This is a genomic window from Lacibacter sediminis (assembly GCF_014168535.1).
In the GTDB taxonomy this organism is placed as follows: domain Bacteria; phylum Bacteroidota; class Bacteroidia; order Chitinophagales; family Chitinophagaceae; genus Lacibacter; species Lacibacter sediminis.
The window spans coordinates 883,409-906,116 of record NZ_CP060007.1 but is presented as its reverse complement, the minus strand read 5'-3'; the positions used below and the strand labels follow the sequence as shown (position 1 = coordinate 906,116).

Annotated in this window: 17 protein-coding genes; 10 read left to right on the top strand and 7 right to left on the bottom strand. The window is 40.6% G+C overall.

Annotation, left to right across the window (positions count from 1 at the left end; all coding sequences use genetic code 11):
* The first annotated feature begins 1 nt into the window (after position 1).
* The 8 genes from recJ to H4075_RS03940 all read left to right on the top strand — a co-directional run bounded on the left by recJ (position 2) and on the right by H4075_RS03940 (position 11,150).
* Positions 2-1,705 carry a single-stranded-DNA-specific exonuclease RecJ gene (gene recJ / locus H4075_RS03975; RefSeq protein ID WP_182804353.1) on the top strand — a complete coding sequence of 568 codons (1,704 nt, stop codon included), beginning with the start codon at positions 2-4 and terminating at the stop codon, positions 1,703-1,705.
* The gene (locus H4075_RS03970; RefSeq protein WP_182804351.1) at positions 1,702-2,385 is read left to right on the top strand and encodes a class I SAM-dependent methyltransferase; all 684 of its coding nucleotides are present in this window, start codon (positions 1,702-1,704) and stop codon (positions 2,383-2,385) included. Before recJ ends, H4075_RS03970 begins: the two co-directional genes overlap by 4 nt.
* 147 nt (positions 2,386-2,532) lie before the next feature.
* Positions 2,533-7,131 carry a T9SS-dependent choice-of-anchor J family protein gene (locus H4075_RS03965; protein ID WP_182804349.1) on the top strand — a complete coding sequence of 1,533 codons (4,599 nt, stop codon included), beginning with the start codon at positions 2,533-2,535 and terminating at the stop codon, positions 7,129-7,131.
* Positions 7,132-7,402: 271 nt separating this feature from the next.
* Positions 7,403-7,756, top strand: coding sequence for a 30S ribosomal protein S6 (gene rpsF, locus H4075_RS03960; protein ID WP_182804348.1), 354 nt, complete (start codon positions 7,403-7,405; stop codon positions 7,754-7,756).
* Between the two features lie 3 nt (positions 7,757-7,759).
* The gene (rpsR, locus tag H4075_RS03955) at positions 7,760-8,023 is read left to right on the top strand and encodes a 30S ribosomal protein S18 (protein ID WP_182804347.1); all 264 of its coding nucleotides are present in this window, start codon (positions 7,760-7,762) and stop codon (positions 8,021-8,023) included.
* Positions 8,024-8,114: 91 nt separating this feature from the next.
* The gene (rplI, locus tag H4075_RS03950) at positions 8,115-8,564 is read left to right on the top strand and encodes a 50S ribosomal protein L9 (RefSeq protein WP_182804345.1); all 450 of its coding nucleotides are present in this window, start codon (positions 8,115-8,117) and stop codon (positions 8,562-8,564) included.
* Between the two features lie 76 nt (positions 8,565-8,640).
* Positions 8,641-10,275, top strand: a complete 1,635-nt coding sequence (locus tag H4075_RS03945) for a L,D-transpeptidase family protein (RefSeq protein ID WP_182804344.1) — start codon at positions 8,641-8,643, stop codon at positions 10,273-10,275.
* Complete coding sequence (locus H4075_RS03940; protein WP_182804342.1) at positions 10,272-11,150, top strand: aldo/keto reductase; 879 nt, start codon at positions 10,272-10,274, stop codon at positions 11,148-11,150. The genes H4075_RS03945 and H4075_RS03940 overlap by 4 nt, the downstream gene beginning before the upstream one ends.
* On the opposite strand, the gene H4075_RS03935 is transcribed toward H4075_RS03940, so the two are convergent.
* Positions 11,151-11,870 carry a class I SAM-dependent methyltransferase gene (locus tag H4075_RS03935; RefSeq protein ID WP_182804340.1) on the bottom strand — a complete coding sequence of 240 codons (720 nt, stop codon included), beginning with the start codon at positions 11,868-11,870 and terminating at the stop codon, positions 11,151-11,153.
* 46 nt (positions 11,871-11,916) lie between these two features.
* Here H4075_RS03935 and H4075_RS03930 point away from each other — a divergent pair, with 46 nt between their 5' ends.
* Positions 11,917-13,572: an ArnT family glycosyltransferase gene (locus H4075_RS03930; protein WP_182804338.1), complete on the top strand. Its 1,656-nt coding sequence runs from the start codon at positions 11,917-11,919 to the stop codon at positions 13,570-13,572.
* A gap of 106 nt (positions 13,573-13,678) precedes the next feature.
* Here the strand turns inward: H4075_RS03930 and H4075_RS03925 are convergent, their stop codons facing one another.
* Entirely contained in the window at positions 13,679-14,401 is a 723-nt protein-coding gene (locus H4075_RS03925; protein ID WP_182804337.1) for a glycosyltransferase family 2 protein, read from the bottom strand.
* Positions 14,402-14,464: 63 nt separating this feature from the next.
* Positions 14,465-15,694 (bottom strand): MFS transporter, encoded by a 1,230-nt coding sequence (locus H4075_RS03920; RefSeq protein WP_182804335.1) that lies wholly within the window; start codon positions 15,692-15,694, stop codon positions 14,465-14,467.
* A 247-nt stretch (positions 15,695-15,941) separates the two neighbouring features.
* On the opposite strand from H4075_RS03920, the gene H4075_RS03915 reads away from it, so the two are divergent.
* A complete protein-coding gene (locus H4075_RS03915) occupies positions 15,942-17,354 on the top strand; it encodes a Gfo/Idh/MocA family protein (protein ID WP_182804333.1) in 1,413 nt (470 codons plus the stop codon).
* A 140-nt stretch (positions 17,355-17,494) separates the two neighbouring features.
* Here H4075_RS03915 and H4075_RS03910 read toward each other — a convergent pair whose 3' ends face one another.
* From H4075_RS03910 to H4075_RS03895, 4 genes are all read right to left on the bottom strand, one after another.
* Complete coding sequence (locus tag H4075_RS03910) at positions 17,495-18,862, bottom strand: 3-keto-disaccharide hydrolase (RefSeq protein WP_182804331.1); 1,368 nt, start codon at positions 18,860-18,862, stop codon at positions 17,495-17,497.
* 9 nt (positions 18,863-18,871) lie between these two features.
* Positions 18,872-20,080: a Gfo/Idh/MocA family protein gene (locus H4075_RS03905; protein WP_182804329.1), complete on the bottom strand. Its 1,209-nt coding sequence runs from the start codon at positions 20,078-20,080 to the stop codon at positions 18,872-18,874.
* Between the two features lie 239 nt (positions 20,081-20,319).
* Positions 20,320-21,390, bottom strand: a complete 1,071-nt coding sequence (locus H4075_RS03900; protein WP_182804328.1) for a hypothetical protein — start codon at positions 21,388-21,390, stop codon at positions 20,320-20,322.
* Between the two features lie 272 nt (positions 21,391-21,662).
* A complete protein-coding gene (locus tag H4075_RS03895) occupies positions 21,663-22,667 on the bottom strand; it encodes an FAD:protein FMN transferase (RefSeq protein ID WP_182804326.1) in 1,005 nt (334 codons plus the stop codon).
* Positions 22,668-22,708: the final 41 nt, after the last annotated feature.

Below are 22,708 nucleotides of genomic sequence, written 5' to 3'. Positions count from 1 at the left end.
CATGCAGAAACGATGGACCTTTTTAAAAAAAGACGCTCAACGGGTTGATGCACTTGCTGCAGAGCTCAAGATCCATTCCGTACTCTGCAGCATTCTGGTACAAAGAGGGTTTAATACGTTCGAAAAAGCAAAACAATATTTCCGTCCGCAATTGAGCGATCTTCATGATCCATGGCTGATGAAAGACATGCAGAAAGCAGTTGACAGATTATTGCATGCATTTAACAGCAACGAAAAGATTCTTGTTTTTGGAGATTACGATGTTGATGGCACAACAAGTGTTGCCTGCATGTATCAATTTCTTTGCTCCGTTTATGATCCAACGTTTTTAGATTTCTATATCCCTCATCGTTACCGTGAAGGCTACGGTGTATCGAAACAGGGAATTGATTTCGCAAAAACAAAAGGATTTAGCTTAATAGTTTCACTTGACTGTGGTATTAAATCAGTTGAATTAATTGCATATGCAAAAGAGTTGGGTATTGATTTTATTGTGTGTGATCATCACCTACCCGATGCAGAAGTACCGGCTGCAGTTGCTATTCTAAACCCAAAACAAAAAGATTGCAATTACCCATACAAAGAATTATGTGGTTGCGGTGTAGGATTTAAACTCATTACCGCATTGGCTCAAACACTGAATCTTGAAGATGAGCATGTGCATCGCTATCTTGATCTTGTGGCAACAGCGATAGCTGCAGACATCGTTCCAATGACCGGTGAAAACAGGATACTTGCTTTTCACGGCTTGAAGCGTGTTAATGAGCAACCATCGTATGGCATTAAAGCTTTGATGTTTTTAAGTGGTGTGAAAAACACCATGCATATCAATAACCTTGTTTTCTTAATTGCGCCAAGAGTAAATGCTGCAGGTAGAATGGATGATGCACGCAAAGCTGTACAAATGTTCATTGCCTCAACATATGAAGAAGCATTAACCTTTGCTGAAATGCTGCATGCAGACAACGATGAACGCAAAGAAGCCGATATGTCCATCACTGAAGAAGCACTTGCAATCATTAACGGCAACGAACAACTGAAAACAAAAAAATCAACGGTCTTATATCAATCGCATTGGCATAAAGGAGTAGTAGGTATTGTGGCGTCCAGATTAACGGAACATTATTATCGTCCAACGATTGTACTTACACAGAGCGGCGATTATGCAGCTGGCAGTGCAAGAAGCGTAAATGGATTTAATTTATATGAAGCCATTCACGCCTGTCGTGAACATTTGCTAGGATATGGTGGGCACTTCGCAGCAGCAGGCCTCACATTAATGCCCGAGAACGTCGATGCGTTTGCAGCAGCTTTTGAAAAAGAAGTTAGCCGCACTATTAAAGATGAGCAGCTTATTCCTGAAATTATTATTGATGAGGAGTTGCAACTGGCAGATATCAAGCCAGGGCTTTATAATATCATCAAACAAATGGAGCCATTTGGACCTGAAAACATGCGGCCCGTTTTTGTTTCGAAAAAAGTGCGTGATAACGGCTTCAGCAAAATTGTAAAAGATCAACATCTTCGCTTAGTGGTGAAACAAAATGATACTGTTTTAACAGGTATCTTCTTTCGTGCAGCTCATCTGTTTCCTGTGATACAACAAGGAGCATTCGATGTTGTTTATACCATTGACGAAAATGAATGGAACGGAACTGTTAGTCTGCAATTAAAAGTTATTGACATCAGACCATCTACGGATTGAAACTACTGCAACACATAAACTACTTCTTATACATCGCTTCAAACTGGGGCATCAGGATAGGTTTCTTCACATTGAAGCAAGAATTAAAAGGCGAAAAAAAATACGGCATCAATACCACTTCGGCAAACGATCTTGCAGAATTTCAGATCAAAGGGAATCAATTGTCGCATGCCACAGAATACATGCCGGTGAATTATTTCACCATTGAAAGTGTGCTTGAGCATCTCCCTGAAAATGCAAGGCAAGGAACGTTTTTAGATATTGGTTGCGGAAAAGGAAGGGCATTGTGTGTGGCTGCTGCTTATAGATTTACAAAATTGTATGGAATTGATTTTGCAAAACAATTGATTCAACAGGCAGAACAGAATCTTTCTCTTACAAAAGAACGTTTCCCTTCTCTGCAATATGAATTATCATGGAGCGACATCAGCACACTTGAGATCAAAAAAGATATAAGCACTGTGTTCCTGTTTAATCCGTTTGATGAAGTATTGATGAAAAATATCATCCAGAAAATCAATAGTTCCCTCCAGCAATACCCACGTGAGCTTTACGTGCTTTATTGCAGTCCTCGTCACGAAGAATTGTTTTTTGCAGATGGCTACGATGTTTTGTACCGAATTAAAAAGTACAATTTCCTCGAAGGAACTATTCTTTCGAAAAAGAAGTCCAAGAGCTGAGCACGTTTTATTGTTAATAAATATTTCATCCGGATTTTTGGTGCGAAACCATTGATAGGCCTTACATTTAATCTTCCAAATCCTGCCGATTAATCCGATCCTTTTCCTGTAATCTTCCACATTTTTTAAGTAACGTAAACTAAAGCAATGAGAAAACTTCAACTACGGTTGTTGCTGTCACTACTATTTGTAACAGCATTTATCTTAACCGGTTCTTCGCAAGTAGTAATCAGTCAGGTGTATGGTGGCGGTGGAAATAGCGGAGCTACTTACACCCATGATTTTATTGAATTGTTTAACAGAGGAACAAATTCTGTTAGTCTCAACGGTTGGTCTGTACAATACGCATCAGCAACCGGCACCTCTTGGGCAAAGACAGATCTAACAAACATTACACTTGCACCCGGGCAATATTATCTTATTCAGCAGGCACAAGGCGCAGGAGGCACAACTCCTTTGCCAACTCCCAATGCAACAGGTACAATTGCTATGAGTGGAACGGCCGGTAAAATAGCTCTGTTAAATGTAAATGCACTAATTACTGCAGGAACAAGTTGCCCAACAGGTCCAACAGTAATAGACTTTGTTGGATTTGGTACTACAGCAAATTGTTTTGAAGGTGCTGGCGCAACTCCTGCCCCATCCAATACAAATGCTGTACTAAGAGCATTGAATGGTTGTACGGATAACAATAATAACGCTGCTGATTTTGCAGCAGCAACTCCCAACCCAAGAAATACTGCATCAACCTTAAATCCATGTTCAGGTTCTGCAATATCTGTTTCTGTTGTTGCAGGAACAAACGCAGCTGAGCCGGCTACCAATGGCACATTTACGATCAACTCATCTGCACCCGCACCTGCCGGAGGCATTACTGTTACGTATTCATTAGCAGGCTCGGCAACAGTAGTAACCGATTATACAAATCCACAAGCCGGATCAGTGACCATTACATCGGGTAATACTTCTGCAATTGTTACACTCAATACGGTTGATGACATTTTTATTGAAGGAACTGAAACCATTGATCTAACAATCACCTCTGTTAGCAGCCCTGCTTTAGTGGGAGTTGCTTCGGCATTTATTAATCTTACCGATAATGATGTTGCTCCAAATCAAAACATTTCTTTAGTTAACACTTATACGCAAGACTTTAATTCACTTGTTAATTCAGGCTCCTCTTCTGCATTACCAACAGGATGGTTATTTAATGAAACCGGAACAAACGCAAATGCACTTTACACAGCAGGAACAGGTTCAGGAACAGGTGGCGATACTTACAGCTTTGGCGCAACTGCAAATGCCGACAGAGCTTTTGGCACACTCCAATCGGGAAGTCTCATTTCAGCTATTGGCGCACAGATCCAGAATAATTCCGGAACTGTTATTACAAAATTGAAGATCAGTTATACAGGTGAAGAATGGCGTTTAGGCACAACATTAAGGGCAGATAAATTAGCATTTCAGTATAGTGTTAATGCAACAAGCCTTACCAACGGAACATGGGTCGATGTTACAGCTCTTGATTTTTCAACACCCAATACCAGTACTGTAATTGGTGCTAAAGATGGCAATGCAATAGAAAATAAAAAAGAGATCGTTTATACTATCCGTGGTTTACCAATTCCTGCCGGAGCGGTTTTCCTTATTCGCTGGAATGATTTCAATGCAAGTGGTTCTGATGATGGATTAGCTATTGACGATTTCACTATTGAAGCAAACCCCGTTGACCTTATTCCTCCAACAGTAACAACATTTGTTCCTGCAAATGGAACAACAAACACACCAGTCAATCTTTCTGCATCTGTTACTTTCAATGAAGATGTGGTGAAAGGAACCGGAACGATTGTGTTAAAGAAAACAAGTGATAACAGCATTGTACAAACGATCAATATAGCAGATGCAATACTTGCCGCACGCACGTTAAGTGTTACACTCAACAATCTTCAAGTGAACACGCAATATTACCTTGAAATTTCTGCAGGTGCTATTGCTGATCTTGAAGGCAATCCTTTTGCAGGTATCACCGGCAACAGTACCTGGACATTTACAACAGGTATCAATATTTATGTTGCTAATTTCCAGAACTGCACAGCGGGCTTGAGTGATGGCTTTACACAATTCAGCCAGGTTGGAAGTATTGTATGGGCATGTACTACATTCGGTCGTGATCCAAATGCTCCGGCAGCCACAACTGCTTTCCCAAGTGGCGTACAGATCAATGGTTTTGCAGGCGGCACAAATGTTCCAAATACTGATTGGCTTATTTCTCCATCATTTAATTTAACAGCAAGCAATTATCCATTGCTTTCATTCTGGAGTCGTACTGCATTTAATGGTCAGCCATTACAATTAAAAGTATCTACTGATTATGTAAGTGGCGATCCTTCAACTGCAACATGGACCGATATTAACGGCAAGTTCCCATCACAAACTTCGAATGTGTGGACCTTGTCAGAAAATATCAACCTTTCTGCATTTAAAGGAAGCAATGTGCATTTTGCTTTTGTTTATTATTCTGATGAAGATGAAGGTGCACGTTGGACACTGGATGATATCAGCCTCGGCAATTCACCTGTTCCACCACCACCAAGTTTAACTGTAAGCACAACTGATGTTCAGTTTGCATTTGCAGCAAGCGGAACAACCGCTGATAAATCATTCAACTTTATCGGTAACGATTTAACGAATGATATAACGCTAACATCAACAGGTGCATTTACATTATCAAAAGATGGCAATAGTTTCAATTCATCTATAACATATTCTGTAGCAGAAGCAAACAATGTTTCTAAAACAGTTTACGTACGTTTTGCACCAACACAAAACAACCAGGATTTCACTGGCAACATTTCAATTTCAACGGGAAGTATTTCTCAAACAGTTAATCTTGGCGGAACAAGTATTGATCCCGTTACCACACTTGAAGTAGTGAACTGGAACATTGAATGGTTTGGCAGCACAGGTAATGGCCCAACCAATGATGTGCAGCAGGAACAAAATGTAAAAACCATTCTCAGCAATCTTAATGCTGATGTATACGCAGTTACTGAAATTGTAAGTGAAGAAAGATTGAAAGCTGTGGTTGATCAGATGCCCGGCTATAACTATGTGATTAGTCATTACGGATCGCATACCAACACAAGCGTCAATCCTCCATCAGCATTGGCAACTGCACAAAAGCTGGCATTCATTTATAAAACATCAGTGTTGAGTAATGTAACTACAACTGCATTGTTATCTGCAGGTATCAACTCGGCAGCAGATATTACAAACCCTGCTTATGATTATTGGGCAAGCGGGCGTTTTCCGTTTATGATGAGTGCAGATGTTACGCTTAATTGTGTAACCAAGCCGGTAAAATTTGTGTTGGTTCATGCAAAAGCAAACACTGCACCCACTGCAACATCTTACAATAGAAGAAAACGTGGTGCTGATACATTGCATTACACATTACAACAGAACTATGCAAATGATAACATCATTATGCTTGGTGATTACAATGATGACCTTGATGAATCGATCACCGATGGATTTACCATTACATCCTACTCCATCTTCACAAACGATACAGAAAATTTCACACCAGTAACGTTGCCATTGAGCCTTGCAGGTAAGAAATCAACTGTGAGCTATGATGATGTGATCGATCATGTAACTATTTCAAATGAGTTGGTAGCGAACTACCTCCCATCAAGTGCAAAAATTCTTACTGATGTTACATCGCTTGTGAGCAATTACGGTTCTACAACATCAGATCACTACCCTGTATTCAGCCGTTACAGGTTCAACAATACAACAGCACCGGCAGTAACGACCTGTACCGCAGAAGTGAAATTCTGTGCTTTAGCTTCAAATAGTTACTCTGTACCTGCATTTGTTGCAACAGATGATTGTGCTGATGCAATCACTTATGCATACACAATTACCGGCGCAACTGAACGTAGTGGTACAGGTAATAATGCAAGCGGCACATTCAATCTCGGCACAAGTGTTATTGTGTGGACAGCAACGGATAGCTGGGGTAATTCGGCAAAATGCAGCACAACAGTCATCATTAATGCTAACCCAACCGTTACCATTCCTGATGCATATGCCTTACCAACAGGTACGCTGGCAAATACAGTTTATATTGGCTATGCCCCTGCTTCATCTCTTACTTTAACAGCAAATGCAAGTGGCGGCACGCCATCTTATAATTACAGCTGGTCAAGTGGCGCTACCACATCTACAGCGATAGTAAATCCAGCAACAGAAACAACTTACACCGTTACTGTAACCGATGCAAATGGCTGCCAGGCAAATGCTGAAAAATCAATTGATGTTTTAGATATCAGAAGTGGCAAAAAACTCGATAAGGTTACGATCTGTCATAAAAATCAGCAGTCGATCAGCATTAGTCAGGCAGATGTAGTTGATCATTTAGCACATGGCGACATGTTGGGGGTTTGTACAGTAACATCTCCAACGGCTTCGGCAAGATTGATGGGCGCAGCGGTTAGTAAGCTTTCTGTACAGGTATTACCAAACCCCTCAGCGGTTGAGTTTACCTTGCTCATTAAGGCTGACCAAACCGGAAGCATCAATTTACGGGTGCTGGACATTCAGGGTCGTGTGCTGGAACAACGCAGCAACATCAGCCCAACCCAAAGACTCACCATCGGCGAAGGATTCCATTCCGGGATCTATTTTGCCGAGATCACACAGGGAACTGACCGCAAAGTGATCAAACTCCTGAAACTTTGATCGTTCAATTGATCATTTGTAAAGCGTCCCCCGATAGTTCGGGGGACGCTTTTTTGTTTTAGGTCAGCCTTAAACCCATTCAAAACCAATTCTTTCAGCCGATCTTTGCCAGCAAAGGATTTCAGCCTAAAATAATCAGCTTCTGCTGCGCCATCTTCAGCCTCTTTCCCCTACCTTTGCAGCCCCAAATCTGTATTGGCAGATTCTTCGATTTTAACCGGTCGGAGTCCAATGGGTAAACCCAATTATTAATTTTAAATCACAAACAGTAATGAACAATTACGAAATGATGGTGATTTTTACCCCTGTTCTGTCTGAAGAAGAATTCAAGGCAGCACAAAAACGCTACACCGATTTACTCGCTGCAAATGGCGGCGAAGTGGTGCACAGCAATCCATGGGGTTTAAAATCTCTCGCCTATCCAATCGAGAAAAAAACAACCGGTATTTACTGGGTAATTGAGTACAAAGCAGCTTCAGATTTCAATGCTAAGCTGAATGTACAACTCCACCGTGATGAGCAAGTGCTCCGTCACATGTACACTGCACTCGACAAATACGCCGTTGAGTACAATGACAAAAAGAAGAATGGCGTTCCTACTGGCAACTTAAAAGCGGAGGCATAAGTCATGGCAAAGAATGAAATTAAATACCTGACGGCGATTAAAACCGAGAAGCCACGCAAAAAGTATTGCCGCTTCAAGAAGTACGGTATCCGTTACATCGATTACAAAGATGTTGAGTTCCTGAAAAAGTTTTTGAATGAGCAAGGCAAGATCCTTCCCCGTCGTTTAACCGGTAACTCACTCAAGTATCAACGTAAATTATCAGATGCAATTAAGAAAGCACGTCAAATGGCTTTGCTTCCTTATGTAACTGATCTTTTGAAATAAAAACAATTAGTGAACCTTTCCCTAACCTCTGCATATGCAGGGAGGACAGTCTGCCATAGCCGACTGGGTTACGGAAACTAAAAACAAAACAATGGAAGTTATTTTAATTCAGGATGTAAACACACTCGGCGGTAAGAACGAGGTAGTAAAAGTTAAGAACGGCTATGCCCGTAACTTTTTGATCCCTCAGAAATTCGCTGTTGAGGCTTCTCCTTCAAACGTAAAGCAATTGGCTGAGCGTTTAAAAGTACAGAAGAAGAAAGAAGATGCAATGTTGGCTGAAATCAAGTCGGTAATTGCAAAACTTACTGAGTCTCCTGTTAAGCTTTCTGCTAAAACAGGTACAAGCGGTAAGATATTCGGTAGTGTTACAACCGTTATGATCGCACGTGCAATCCGTGAGCAAAAAGGTTATGAGATCGACCGTCGTAAGATTCATCTGACTGACGAAGTAAAAGAGCTCGGTACTTATAAAGCAAAAGTTGATTTTGCTAACGGTAACGAAGCTGAAATTGATCTCGAAATTGTAGCTGAAGCTTAATTTCTTTTTTGATCGAAATAATGAGTCCTGCTTTTTAAGCAGGACTTTTTTATTTTCATGCTATCAATCTGATCGAATGCTCCTCAAAACACTTTGCTCTGCATCTTTACTTCTTACTGTTGTAATAGCTGGCTTTACCGGTTGCAAATCATCTAACGGAAAAGACAAAGCCTTTAAAACAGATACTATTCCAAAAACACAACCTGACATTACATTACCCGGCAATTTCAGTTCTCAAACAACACTAAAATTCGACAGTACTGCCATACCTGCCTTCTTCAGCAAGTACCCGAAACTGAAGCCTTATGAGAAAGAACTGGTGACATTTTACAGTCATCGCAAATTTGCCTACGCCTGGTTTGATAACAAGGGGATGATTGAACAGGCAGGCAACCTGTTTAATAAGATCGAAAATATTTCTGACGAAGGTGTACCAGTACAAATATTGTATGAAGAAGAGTTTCACAAACTGATGGATAATGATTCGACAGAAAGTTTTACGGAGAAAGCCAACAGTACGGCCGAGTTGATGCTTACAGCACAGTATTTCTTTTATGCAAAGAAAATATGGAGTGGCTTAGATGCAAAAGCCATGCGTGCCACCAACTGGGATCTGCCCCGCAAGAAATTATCGTACGAAGCCTTTCTCGACTCTCTGCTTGAAGTGCCATCATCGGCATTCATGCAAACAGAGCCCGTGTACCGTCAATACGGTTTATTAAAATCATTTCTGAAAAAATACCGGGCACTTGCAGAAAGCGGAAAGTGGAAACCGATCAAAGCAGATAAAAAATCGTACCGACTGAACGACAGCAACAAGATCATTCCTGAAATAAAGGAACATCTTTATTTACTTGGTGATCTTAAAAGCAATAATCAATCACCTGTATTTGATATTGAGCTGGAGAATGCGGTTAAGAATTTTCAACAACGATATGGTATTAAAGACGATGGCATTGTGGGCACAAGCATGCTTGCAGAACTCAACTATCCGTTGGCAAAACGTGTTGAGCAGATCATCGTGAACATGGAACGTTGCCGTTGGTTGCCTGTTGCGTTAAAAACCGACTACATCGTTATTAATATTCCTGAGTATAAATTTCATGCTTACGAAAACGATTCATTGGTGTGGAGCATGAACGTTGTTGTTGGTACCGCACTAAACAAAACAGCTATTTTCAATGGCATGATGAATAATGTGGTGTTCAGTCCTTATTGGAATGTTCCGCCGGGCATTATGAAGAATGAAATTCTTCCTGCCATCCGCAGAAACAAAAACTACCTTGAACGAAATCACATGGAATGGAACGGTAATGCAGTTCGGCAAAAGCCAGGCCCATGGAATGCATTAGGCAAGGTGAAGTTCTTGTTCCCCAACAGTCACAGCATTTACCTGCACGATACGCCATCAAAATCATTGTTCAGCCAGGATAAGCGTGCTTTCAGTCATGGATGTATTCGTGTGGAAGATCCGAGACGTTTGGCCATTTATGTGTTGCGCCATCAACCTGAATGGACAGAAACACGTATTGATTCTTCAATGAATGCCGAGAAAGAACAATATGTAAAAATCAAAAAGCCAGTGCCTGTATATATTGCTTACTTCACATCATGGGTTGATCGTGATGGCAGATTAAATCTTCGTAACGATATTTACAAACGTGATGGACGATTAGCAGAAATGATCATCGAAAATTCGAAATTGAAATGATTTATTCAAACGTAATTGCCGGCACCATGAAATGGGGTGCTTGGGGAGCAAAGTTTACTACAGCTTCATTTGAACAAATGATCAAGGATTGTATAGCAGTTGGTGTTACCACATTCGACCATGCTGATATTTATGGCGATTATACAACTGAGGAAGATTTTGGAAAAGTATTGAAAGAGCAGCCATCTTTGCGGCAACAAATGCAGATCATTACCAAATGTGGTATTCAAATAGTTTCAGTGAATCGTCCTCATCATAAAATAAAATCGTACGACACTTCTTACGAACACATCATGGAATCGGTTGAACAATCATTAAAAAATCTATCCACTGATTATATTGATTGTTTATTGATTCATCGCCCCGACCCTCTTTTTAATGCTGATGAAGTGGCGAAAGCATTTGAACAATTGAAACAACAAGGAAAAGTATTGGAGTTTGGCGTTTCTAATTTCAGAAAATGGCAGGTCGATCTGCTCAGAAGCCGTTTCCCCGTTTCTGTTAACCAGGTTGAATGTTCGTTGCTGCATTTAGAACCTTTTGGTGATGGCACATTGGATCAATGTCAGCAACACGGCATGATCCCAATGGCATGGAGTCCTATGGGTGGTGGCAACTTATTTGTTGAAGACGATGAAGATGAACGTAACAAACGCATCATTGCTGTTGCCAACATACTTGCAGAAAAGTACGCAACAGGTGCTGATGTAATTTTATTAAGCTGGCTAATGACGCACCCGACAAACATATTACCGGTATTAGGTACTTCAAAAATTGAACGTATACATGCAGCAGTTGCAGCAACGCTTTTAAAACTTGAACGTGAGGAATGGTTTATGTTGTGGCGGGCAAGTACGGGAAGAGAAGTAGCCTGATTATTTCTTTCTGCAACAAACAACCAGGTATCTGTTCGTAAACCCGTAACGCATGGTTGATACGATTCGTTTAATTAAAGCCATTGGATGAGATAAATAATAAAATGGCAGGTTCTTTCTTAAACTCTCCGTACGTTTTTCTTTTTTATCGAGCACCTGAACAGGCGAAAAAGGTTGTACCTGTATCATTTTTTCTTCAATTGAAAACCCTGCTTTGATTAATAACCGCAAAAATTGCTTTTCTGTAAAATCGTGCAGGTGATATGGATTCGCATCAACAGATGGTGTAACAGGCACTGAACAAATCAACAGCCCATTGCTAATGAGCAATTGATACAGATGCGTTAAAAAAAGTTGCGTATCCGGCAGGTGTTCAATTGTTTCCAACGACACAATACTATCGAACTTGCGGCCATCATCAAACCTTGTCGCATCGGCCTGCAAAAAACTGATCCGAGGATGGTTATAACGCTGCCGGGCATACGCTATACAATCTGCATCAATATCAACTGCCGTAATTGATTCCACAGCAGCACTGCCCGCCAGTAAATATGCCCCGTAGCCTACACCACAAGCCATATCCAGTACTGCACCGCCCTTTATATGAGAAGATGCAAATCGGTAACGCTCCATGTGAAGCTCCAATGTTTCGGCCGACCATTGAACAGCATTGTTCATTTCGTCGGGAACAATACGCTCAAGTGAATGAATATCCTTCATGTGTTATGCGTTAAAAATAACACTCAACTCCTAACTTTACCTGTACATGGAAAGAAAAAATATTCTGCTGTTATTTGCACTTATCTGTGCCGTTTATTTTATAGGCGTTGGCGTTGATACGATGGATGTAGATGCATCACAATACGCTGGCATCAGCCGTGAAATGAAAGCAAGTGGCAGTTACCTGCAGGTGTATGAGCAAGGAAAAGAATATTTAGACAAACCTCCTTTCCTGTTTTGGGCTTCGGCAGTATCCATGAAAATATTTGGCGAGAATAATCTTGGATATAAATTCCCTTCGATCCTCTTTGCCATCTTCGCTGTTTTTGGAACGTTTCGTTTTGCAAAACTGTTTTACGATAAAACAGTTGCCCTGCTGTCTGCTGCTGTGCTTGCAACATGCCAGGCAATATTCCTGATCACCAGCGATATCCGTACCGATACCATTTTAATGAGCTGGGTAATTATTGCCATGTGGCAATTGGCCGAATGGTATAAATCAAAAAAGATTCTTCATTTTATTTTAGGTGCAGCCGCTATTGGTGCTGGTATGGTGACGAAAGGACCTATTGCATTGTTTGTTCCCATCTTTGCATTCGGCAGTCATTTTGTATTGAAGCGTGAATGGAAACAAATCTTTCAACCGATTTACCTGTTGGGCATATTGGTGATTGCAATTGTATTGATACCAATGAGCATCGGTTTGTATCAACAGTTCGATTTGCATCCAGAGAAGACAGTAAATGGTTTGAAAAATGTATCTGGATTAAAATTCTTTTACTGGACACAAAGCTTTGGTCGTATTACCGGCGAAAATGTCTGGAACAATAATGCACCATTCAGTTTTCTGTTTGAGAATTTATTGTGGGGCATGTTACCCTGGACCTTGTTCTTTGTTGCTGGTCTTGTTTATGAAATTATCCGAATCATCCGTAACCGTTTATTTGTTGGCAGGAATGAAGAGTTCTTAACAACAGGTGGTTTTATTCTCAGCTATTGTTCATTGGGCATTTCAAAATATCAACTGCCGCACTATATCTATGTAGTGTTGCCATTCATCGCCATCATCACCACAAAAATGATGTATCGATTATTTTGGGAGAAGAAGCTGCCGCTGTTACGTAACATTCTTACACCCATTCAATGGATCGTATGTACGGCTTTAGTGGTAGCTCCAGCAATGATTCTTTTGTATAGTTTTCCATCAACATCTGTTTGGCCGTGGGTCATTCCTGTTATCAGTCTTATTGTGGCAATCTTTCTGTTAATGAGTAAACAGGTCAACAAAAAACTCATCACCGTTTCACTTGCGTTGATCGTTGGATTAAATATTTTTCTAAGTTCCTGGTTTTATCCGCAGTTGCTGCAATACCAATCGGGTAATGTTGTGGGGCGCTATATCTTTGATCAGAAAATTCCTGCTGATAAATTTTTCTTCTATAAGTTTACGGGCAGTGGCAAAGCGATTCACTTCTATGCGAAGAACATTATCAGCAAGATTGATTCGATTGACCAGGCAACAACAGGCACTTACCTGTATACTTCCGACGAAGGGTTAAAAGAAATACAACAAAGCGGCAAACTACATGTAATCGAAAAAGAAGGGCTGGATTACCATGTAACCTCATTGTCAGGGAAATTCCTCAACAAGAATACAAGAGATGAACAGTGCAAAAAATATTATGTGGTGAAGATGCTGTAAGAAGCCGTTAGCAATTTTTCGTCGCAGAGAAAGAAGATAAGGAACTGAACGCAGAGTAAAAACTCTGCGGTTGTCTTTGCGCTCTCATTTCTCAGCGCCAAAAACTCTATCGGAACAAATTGTATTTCATAATACACCAGATAGCACGGAATCCATCTTTCCAGTTGATCTTCTTTCCTTCGGCATAAGTACGGCCGTAATAAGAAATACCCACTTCGTAAATACGAATATCGGGTTGGCGTGAAATTTTCGCTGTTACTTCCGGTTCAAAACCAAAACGTGTTTCCTTCAGATCAATTTTTTGAATGATCTCACGACGGAATAATTTATAACAGGTTTCCATATCTGTTAAGTTCAGATTAGTAAACATGTTTGATAATGTGGTGAGTACTTTATTACCGATGCTGTGCCAGAAGAATAAAATACGGTGAGGATTGCCACCCATAAAACGTGAACCATACACTACGTCAGCAAAACCATCAAGCACCGGTTTCAGCAACACATTAAATTCCTGCGGATCATATTCCAGATCGGCATCCTGTATCACCACCAATTCACCGGTGGCTTGTTTAATGCCTGTATGTAATGCAGCACCTTTGCCTTTGTTCATTTCATGATTGTATAACACAATGGGCAGTGTTGATTGTTGCATATAACGCTCAATGGCGCCCTTGGTATCATCGCTGCTGCAATCATTAACAATGATCACTTCCTTTTCAATATTGTTGAGCAATTGCACAGCACTGATCTTATCAAGGATCATGTGAATGGTTCTTGCTTCATTATAAGCGGGGATTACAATCGAAAGTTTATGAATGTTTGCTGTCATGTAGTTGGTCTGTTCCAATTAAGTTGCAAGATTACAGAATTCCTTGGCTGAAGAAGGAAAAATCTATGCTTCCTGCAAAGGCATCGCTGTTTGTACAAGTGGCTGGTTCTGCATTTTACGAAACAATCTTCTCGCAAGGAAAAAGCAAATCAGCAAGATCACAATACTCAGGTAGCCCAGCCATTCATAGCGCAATATCTTGCCTCCCGGACCTTGCACAACAATGATCCCTGAAATAAATGATGCAGCTGCAGTTCCTAATTGCTGCACACTGCTGTTGAAACTCATAAAACTTCCACGTTGTTTTGGATCAACCACATTACTGATCATTGCCTGAGCCGATACACCACGACCCGTTGCCAGTATAAACCATATACCAAACATCGCTAATGCCAACACAAAATGAACAGGTGGCAGATTCGTTATCAACCAAACAAAAAACAGTGATACTAATACCGACACAGAAAACACCTGCAGCTTCCCGTATTTATCAGCAATACGACCAAGAATATTTGCTGCAAAAAATGAAGAAATACCGCCAACGAGATAGATCATTGGTGTAATGGATTTGGGATAGCCATTATTAAACTCCATATATGGATTAATAAAAGGGATGATGAGAAAATGCCCCATCATGATCAAACAGGAAAATAATAATGCTAAGCGCTGTGTAGGATTTTGAACAACAGCCATCAATACATCAATTCGTTTTCCATTCTCTTCCTGTATATGTCCACTCATGGGCGGCACAAGTTTCCACACCAATGGAATGATCACAATTCCTAAAATACCAACTAACAGAAATGGCGCATGCCAGCTGAAAATATTTGCGAGGTATAAAGAAAATGGAACACCAAATGTGGAAGCCATTGCAAATGCACTCATGATAGCACCCATGGCTGCTCCTCTCCTTTCATAAGGAATAAGATCAGCAACGATGGATAATACCTGTGCACCAATCAACCCGCCAAACAAACCGGCCAATACCCTTGCTGCTAATAATAATTCATAACTCGGTGCAATACCACAGGCAATCGTACCAAGTAAGAATCCTGTGTAGCCATACAACAACACTTTTTTACGATCATAGCGATTCACAAAAAACGCCGCTGCAAAACCTGAGATACCTGCGGTCAATGTATATGCACCAACAAGAAAGGTGAATTGCTGTGGTGATAGTTTGAAATAAGGCATCAGGTAATTTCCCAATGGCATCATGATCATAAAATCAAGGATGTGGGTGAAATTGATCGATGCCAGCAAAATAATGATCAGCCGTTCATTTTTACTCATAATTGTTCCAACTTTTAATTCCGGTTTGCAGCAGGAGAAGGCTTTCACGGGACATATACATGGGTGCAGAGCTCAGATGTTTCCCGGGGAAGCAGCAAATTTAAGCAAAGACGAACCAATGGCAGCTTATCCTTTACACGAGCGGAAAATTCAGCAGGCAAACGATTGAGCGTTCGCTTTTCTCAATTTCATTATTGCCTATCTTTAAGCACAACAATTCCTGTCATAAAAACAAATCGATTGAACCATGTCTGTTAATAATTATTCAAGAAGAAAATTTTTAAGAGATGCACTTTTGGCATCTGCGGCTGCAGCAACACCCGGTTTATTAATGGGACGAAGCTTTGCAGGAGCTGATAAAGTAAACCTCGCTTGTGTTGGTATTGGCAACCGTGGTGCTGAAATTATAAAAGCGTTATACGATACCGGCCTGGCTAATATCGTTGCGCTTTGTGATGTGGATATGGAAGCGCCGCACACATTGGCTATTTTAAAACAGTTTCCCAATGTACCACGCTTCAAAGACTTCAGGCAGATGTTCGATAAAATGGGTAACCAGATCGAAGCTGTTTCAATTGGAACTCCCGATTTTTCTCACTTCCCCATAACAATGATGGCGATTGGTCTTGGCAAGCATGTGTATGTTGAAAAACCGATGGCCAGAACTTTCCAGGAAGTAGAGTTGATGATGAAAGCTGCTGCAAAACATCCGAAGGTTGTAACCCAGATGGGCAACCAGGGACATTCAGAAGCAAACTACTTTCAATTCAAAACATGGAAAGAAGCAGGCATCATTAAAGATGTAACAGCCATCACTGCTCATATGAACTCGGCAAGACGCTGGCATGGATGGAATCCGAAGATCACTTCGTTTCCTGCGGCAGAACCAATTCCATCAACACTCGATTGGGATGTTTGGCAAATGCAAACACAAGGACACCAGTTCAATAAAGATTTTGTGAACGGACAATGGCGTTGCTGGTTCGATTTTGGTATGGGTGCGTTGGGCGATTGGGGTGCACATATTCTTGATACAGCACATGAGTTTCTTGATCTTGGCTTACCATATGAAGTTGATCCGTTGAGATTAGATGGACATAATAATTTCTTCTATCCAATGTCAACCACACTTTCCTTCAAATTTCCAAAACGTGGCGCAATGCCGCCAGTAGAAATAAAATGGTATGATGGGTTAGATAATCTTCCACCAATACCTGCCGGATATGGTGTGCAGGGACTTGATCCCAACATTCCACCACCAAGTACGGGTGCAATGCAACCTGCGAAATTGAATCCCGGTAAAATTATTTACAGCAAGGATCTAACGTTCAAAGGTGGTTCACATGGCAGCACACTCTCCATTATACCGGAAGAGAAAGCAAAAGAAATGGCGTCGAAGTTGCCAACTGTTCCAACAACTCCTTCGAATCACTTTGCAAACTTCCTGAAAGCATGTAAAGGCGAAGAGAAAACAAGATCATCATTTGCGATTGCAGGACCATTAAGCCAGGTATTCTGTTTGGGTGTATTGGCTCAATGGACAGGTGAAAAAATTGTATTCGACAGAAACAAGAAGATCATCACAAGCAGTAAGCGGGCAAATGAATTATTGATCGGGCCTCCGCCGAGGAAAGGTTGGGAGCAGTATTATAAAGTATAACTTTCGTCAGACGCCCTCGTCGGACGATTACAAGCGACGAATAATTTATTAAAATAAAGAAGCCAACTGTAATCAGTTGGCTTTTTCGTTATAATTAATTCAGCAGAGAATATCACTCATCATTCATTACTCATCACTCATCATTTCAATTCTCTGATCTTAATACTTCTGAAGCTTACTTCATTGCCATGATCCTGAATTAGTATATGCCCTTTTGCTGCTTCGCCGAAGTTGTTCCATACTTTGTATTTACTGATGGCAACAAGATCACGATAAGCTTGTGAACCACGGTCGTACTCCAGCACTTTAATACCATTCAGGTAATGCTCCACATGATTGTTTGGATAAACAACAATGCGTGCAGTGTTCCAGTTGCCCGGCTGACGGAAAAAGCGTGTGGTTTTTTGGGCTTTAATGAGATCGTATAAAGAAGCAAGGGTTCTGTTTCCTTCACGACCAAGTTTTGCGTCGGGGTGTAATGTATCATCAAGCAATTGATATTCCAGTCCAATAGCTGAGCCACTGCTTTGTTCATTCAGTGTCACAAAATATTTCACACCGCTGTTTGCACCTTTCGTTAATTTAAAATCGAACGACAGATCAAATGCAGCAAACTGCTGCTTGCTGACGATATCACCTCCATTGGTTGATTCGCCACCTGTTGACGACAACACTTTTAAAACACCATCCTGCACCTGCCATCCTTTTTCAGGGAATGTATTTTTGTGCGCACCAACCCAACCATTTGTGCTTTTTCCATCAAACAATAACTTCCAACCACTTTGTTGTTCATAAGGTATAAGCTTGTTGGGAACAAGATTAACAACATAAAGTCCTTTTGGAAAAGCAAGTGGTTTGATATTTTTTGTTTGCACCCGTATGTTTTTCCAGAAAATTTTAATGCCTTCGTATTCAGGTCGGCCAATGGAATGTACCTGCAATGCAAAAATACCTTCGTTGGCAGTTAATGAATCAACAAGGTAAGAAACAGGTACACCATCCAACCATGTCTTCACAGTATTGCCAATACATTCAATGCGCATTTTGTGAAAAACATTTGGCGTAAACATTGTCTGTCCTTTGGGATTGTATGATCCGGGATATAACCAATCTCTTCTTCCTTCGTCATAAAGACCACCACTCCATTTGCGTGAAGATGGATCTAGCTCGTATTGATAGCCAAACACTCTTCCTTTTCCATTATTGGCTTTTGCATCAAAATTACTTTTGAACTGTACACCTGAGTTGGTGTTTGTATCAGTCATCATCGTTTCCATTTCCAACACAAAATCTCCTGCAAATCGTTGATCACTTACCAAAAAAGAGTTGGGCGAACTTCTTACTGTTGTTCCAACAATGGTTCCATTTTCAACAGTATATGTGGCAGAGCCCGTGAACTGTTTCCAGCCATTCAATGTCTTTCCATCAAACAAAGATTGCCATTCGCTATTTTGAGCAAAACTGTTTAGTGCAACAAATAGCAGCACAATCGAATAAATTCTTTTCATCTTGATTTTTTATAAGAGGTTAAATTCAGGTTTCCATGTTTCAATGGAATGTTTATAGATCGATTGATTCATCAGGTGCACACAAAAAGCTGTTGTAGCACCGGTGATCACATTTGATACAGGTTTTGAATTTTCTGTAAACGTTTTATGAAATTCCTTTAAGGCATACCAACTGCCATCTTTTAATTTTTCTTTGAGGATGGGAATGCCACCTTCTTTGTTCCATTCAATTTTTGTAGCACCGGTAACACCATCCACTGTTTCCAGTTCACTCTTTGTCTGTTTCTCCGGAAAGAAGATACCATCATTCATCAGCAACTGGATCGTTCCTTTTGTTCCTTTTAATTTAAACAGGTAACCATCTTTTTCATTACCACAGGTTGCACCAAAATTGCCGATCATTCCTTCTTTGTTATAACGCAGAATGGTTTGTACATTATCAAAGGTTTCTCTTCCGTCTTTGTAATAATCAATACCACCAGTGCCGAGTATTTCATCAGGATGCGTATTGAAAGCCCAGTTAATAAAATCAACCTGGTGTGATAATAACTCAGCCGGTAATCCACCTGAATATTCTTTGTACATGCGCCAGTTTACCTGTTTATCGGTATAACCTTGCGGCACAGCTCTGCGCCAGTTCCAGTTACGATCCCATCGGCAATCGATCTGTGTTACTTTGCCGAGATAACCTTTATCGATCAACTCTTTCACTTTAAAATACAGTGGTGTGTAACGGTATTGATGACCAACCTGTAAGATCTGTTTTGGATGTTGCTGCATCAACTTCACCAATGCTAATGATTGCTCAGCATCATAAGTCATTGTTTTTTCGAGATACACATGCTTGCCAGCGCTGATGGCTGCTGCCGCTATTTCATAATGATTGTGCAATGGTGTGGCAATGATCACCGCATCAATGGTTTTATCATCGAGTAGTTTACGGTAATCTTTTTCGTAACGAATATTATTTTGCTTGTCGAGTTTCTTTGCCTGGTCAAGACGAAAAGCCAACACATCACAAACAGCTTTTATTTGAAACTGTTCGGGCATACTGTTCACAACACTTCCGAGACCAACACCCCGGTCACCGCAACCAATAATTCCAATTGAAATATTTTTTACAGATACAGGTGAAGAGTATGCATTCAGCATTTGCTGATGGAGTAATAAACCGGCTGTGAGCAATCCCGATTGACGGATAAAATTTCTACGTTGCATGAGTAGGCTAAGTTACGGATTCATGAGTTTTAAAATGCAGAACTGGCCGTATCAGATATTTGTTTTTTCGTATCCTGAATAGACAATCAACGTGTAATTCTTACAATACGAACGATTGTTTCAAATCATTGGCATTACAGCATAAGTCTCTATTTATCTTTTGCAAAGAATGTGCATCAAGAATATGCGCCCCGCAAGAATCAGCGTTATCAGATGTAATTGAACCAGGCATACTGTATTTAAAAACAATGACCCATCCATTTAATAAGGTTGTCGATAAATGGCTGAGGCTGGAATTCAAGCGTGTTCACATCGCCCATAAAGAATACCTTACTTTTTGGATAGTTCAATATTCCCATCACCGGCGGAGCGACAGGCTCATTGTTATCTTTCACTCCGTTATCGTTCAGGTCGGCATAATCGTTTTTGCCAAGCCAACCTAAAATCTGGATGTTCGTATTCTGTGTTGCGTTGGTGATCACCGAGCCAACTGCATATGGAACAGAATCAAGGTTAGCCGTTATTTCATGCGGCGTAAATGTTGAAATAACACCCTTGGCAATTCCTTCAAATTTTAAACCCAGCAAATTGCCCAATCCGTCGGAGGAAGAGTTTCCTCTTTTGTACTCTGTGAAGTAAACTAAATTCATTCCTCGTTCGAGCAGCTTAGTATAAACGTCAAGTTCCTTGCTGGTGTACGAACCGAAAATGCCTGCTCTGATAACAATGTAATGTCCAAAAAACATTTCCTCGGTGAGTTCTTTTCCCCGGCCTAATTCGCTAACAGCAAAACCTTTTTTGCGAAGAATATCGGCAAACGCTTTTCCTTGGTGTGGCTTCGCAGTATCAAAACCGGTTAATTCAGATTGGGGAAACCACCAAACTCCGCCATCGTGAGATGCATCAATCAGAATTTTGCATCTCACCGGTATCACCGACACTTCCCAGTTTGTTGTATCGCCACTCTGGTTGGCTACCTGGTAAATAACCGGGTTTGAGAAATTAACAGTAGACGTGCCCGATGTTTGCGTAACGCCGTTTATTTTCACTGTTGCACCATCTGGCAGTTTGAAATTGGCAACCAGTCGAGTGATATCTACATCGTGGCCTATCTCCAACCTTACCTGCCTTGTTGTTGGATGAATAAAAGTTGATAATGTTTGGCCGTTTGTGTTAAAGGAAATAAAATCGGTCTGAGTGCGGGATGCAGGAGCAGGGTCAGCTTGCCGTTTACATGACAGCATCAATACGCTGACCATAATCACTGCTACGACCTTGATAGTTTGTTTAGTAATTACAATGTGTTTCATAATAAATGTGTTTTCGATTAACAATACCACGGCGATTATTTCAATGAATACGGCGGGTTTTTGCATACTAAGCTTTAGTCAGTAGAAAAACATTCATTATACATAGTGCGGAGCAAATCTTTTCATGAGGTTGGCTTGTAACAGAAGTAAGCGAAGCAAGCAATGAATAAGTGCACGGTATAAATCTAATTATAGTTGGCAGCATTTGCAATGTTTTTGTCGCATTTTCCATGCGGTGAGAATACATTTAACAAACCGGCATGGTTACCAACTCATTCTTTAGAACTCAGCAATTTCAGAAAAGCGGTGCTTGCTGTATCTCCTATGGCTCCCTTTTTATCCCTGTAAATAAAATAGACACCTATATCTTTCCTTCTCTCTGCAAAAGCCAATGCCCGTTGAAGCCCCATCAACATCAATGCATTGTCATATGCATCGGCCGTCATGGCATCTTTTGCATAAACAGTTACACTGATGAGTTCGTTCTTATGTGGATAGCCTGTTTTAGGATTGATGAGATGCGTGATCTTCTGGCCATTGCTTTCATAGTACTTTCGATAACTGCCTGATGTAGTAATCGCACCTTTATCCAATGCAAGGATCTTTTGCATTGGGTGATTTTCAAATGCATCTTCATTTGGTGATTCAATGCCGATCTTCATTTTTTCCCCCGATGGTTGTTTTCTTCCTTTTACTCGTATTTCGCCACCCAGTTCAACAATATAATTTTTAACACCATGTTTTTCAAGAAAGGAAGCCAACACATCCACAGAATAACCTTGTGCAATCCCGTTGAGATCAATTTTTACACAAGGTTTTGTTTTCATCAACCTGTTTCCTTTTAACTGTAACAATTTTGCATTTACACAGGGCAGTATATTTTTAATAATTGCAGCATCCGGCACTACACTTGTTTTTGAAACACCAAAGCCCCAGGCTTGTACCAAAGGCTGCACAGTAATATCAAACAAGCCTTTTGTTTCTGTATAGGTGATAATTGATTTTTTAATGACCGATAATAAATGCTTGTCTAAAACTATTCCGCTTTTTGAATTGTTGAATTGATTGATACGGGAATAAGGCTTGTATAACGAAAGTGAACTATCAAGACTTATAAGTACGCTGTCAATCATTGACTTTGTAACTACACTATCTTCACCGTAATAAATAACAGAAAAGGTGGTGCCTTGTGCTGTACCTGTAATGTTGAATCGGTTCCACTCTTTGTTTGATTGGAAGGCTGTCAGCAAAAACAAAAACCACGCAACTACCCGCATGCAACAAATGTACTAAGCAAGTATCATCAAAACCCTGGTTG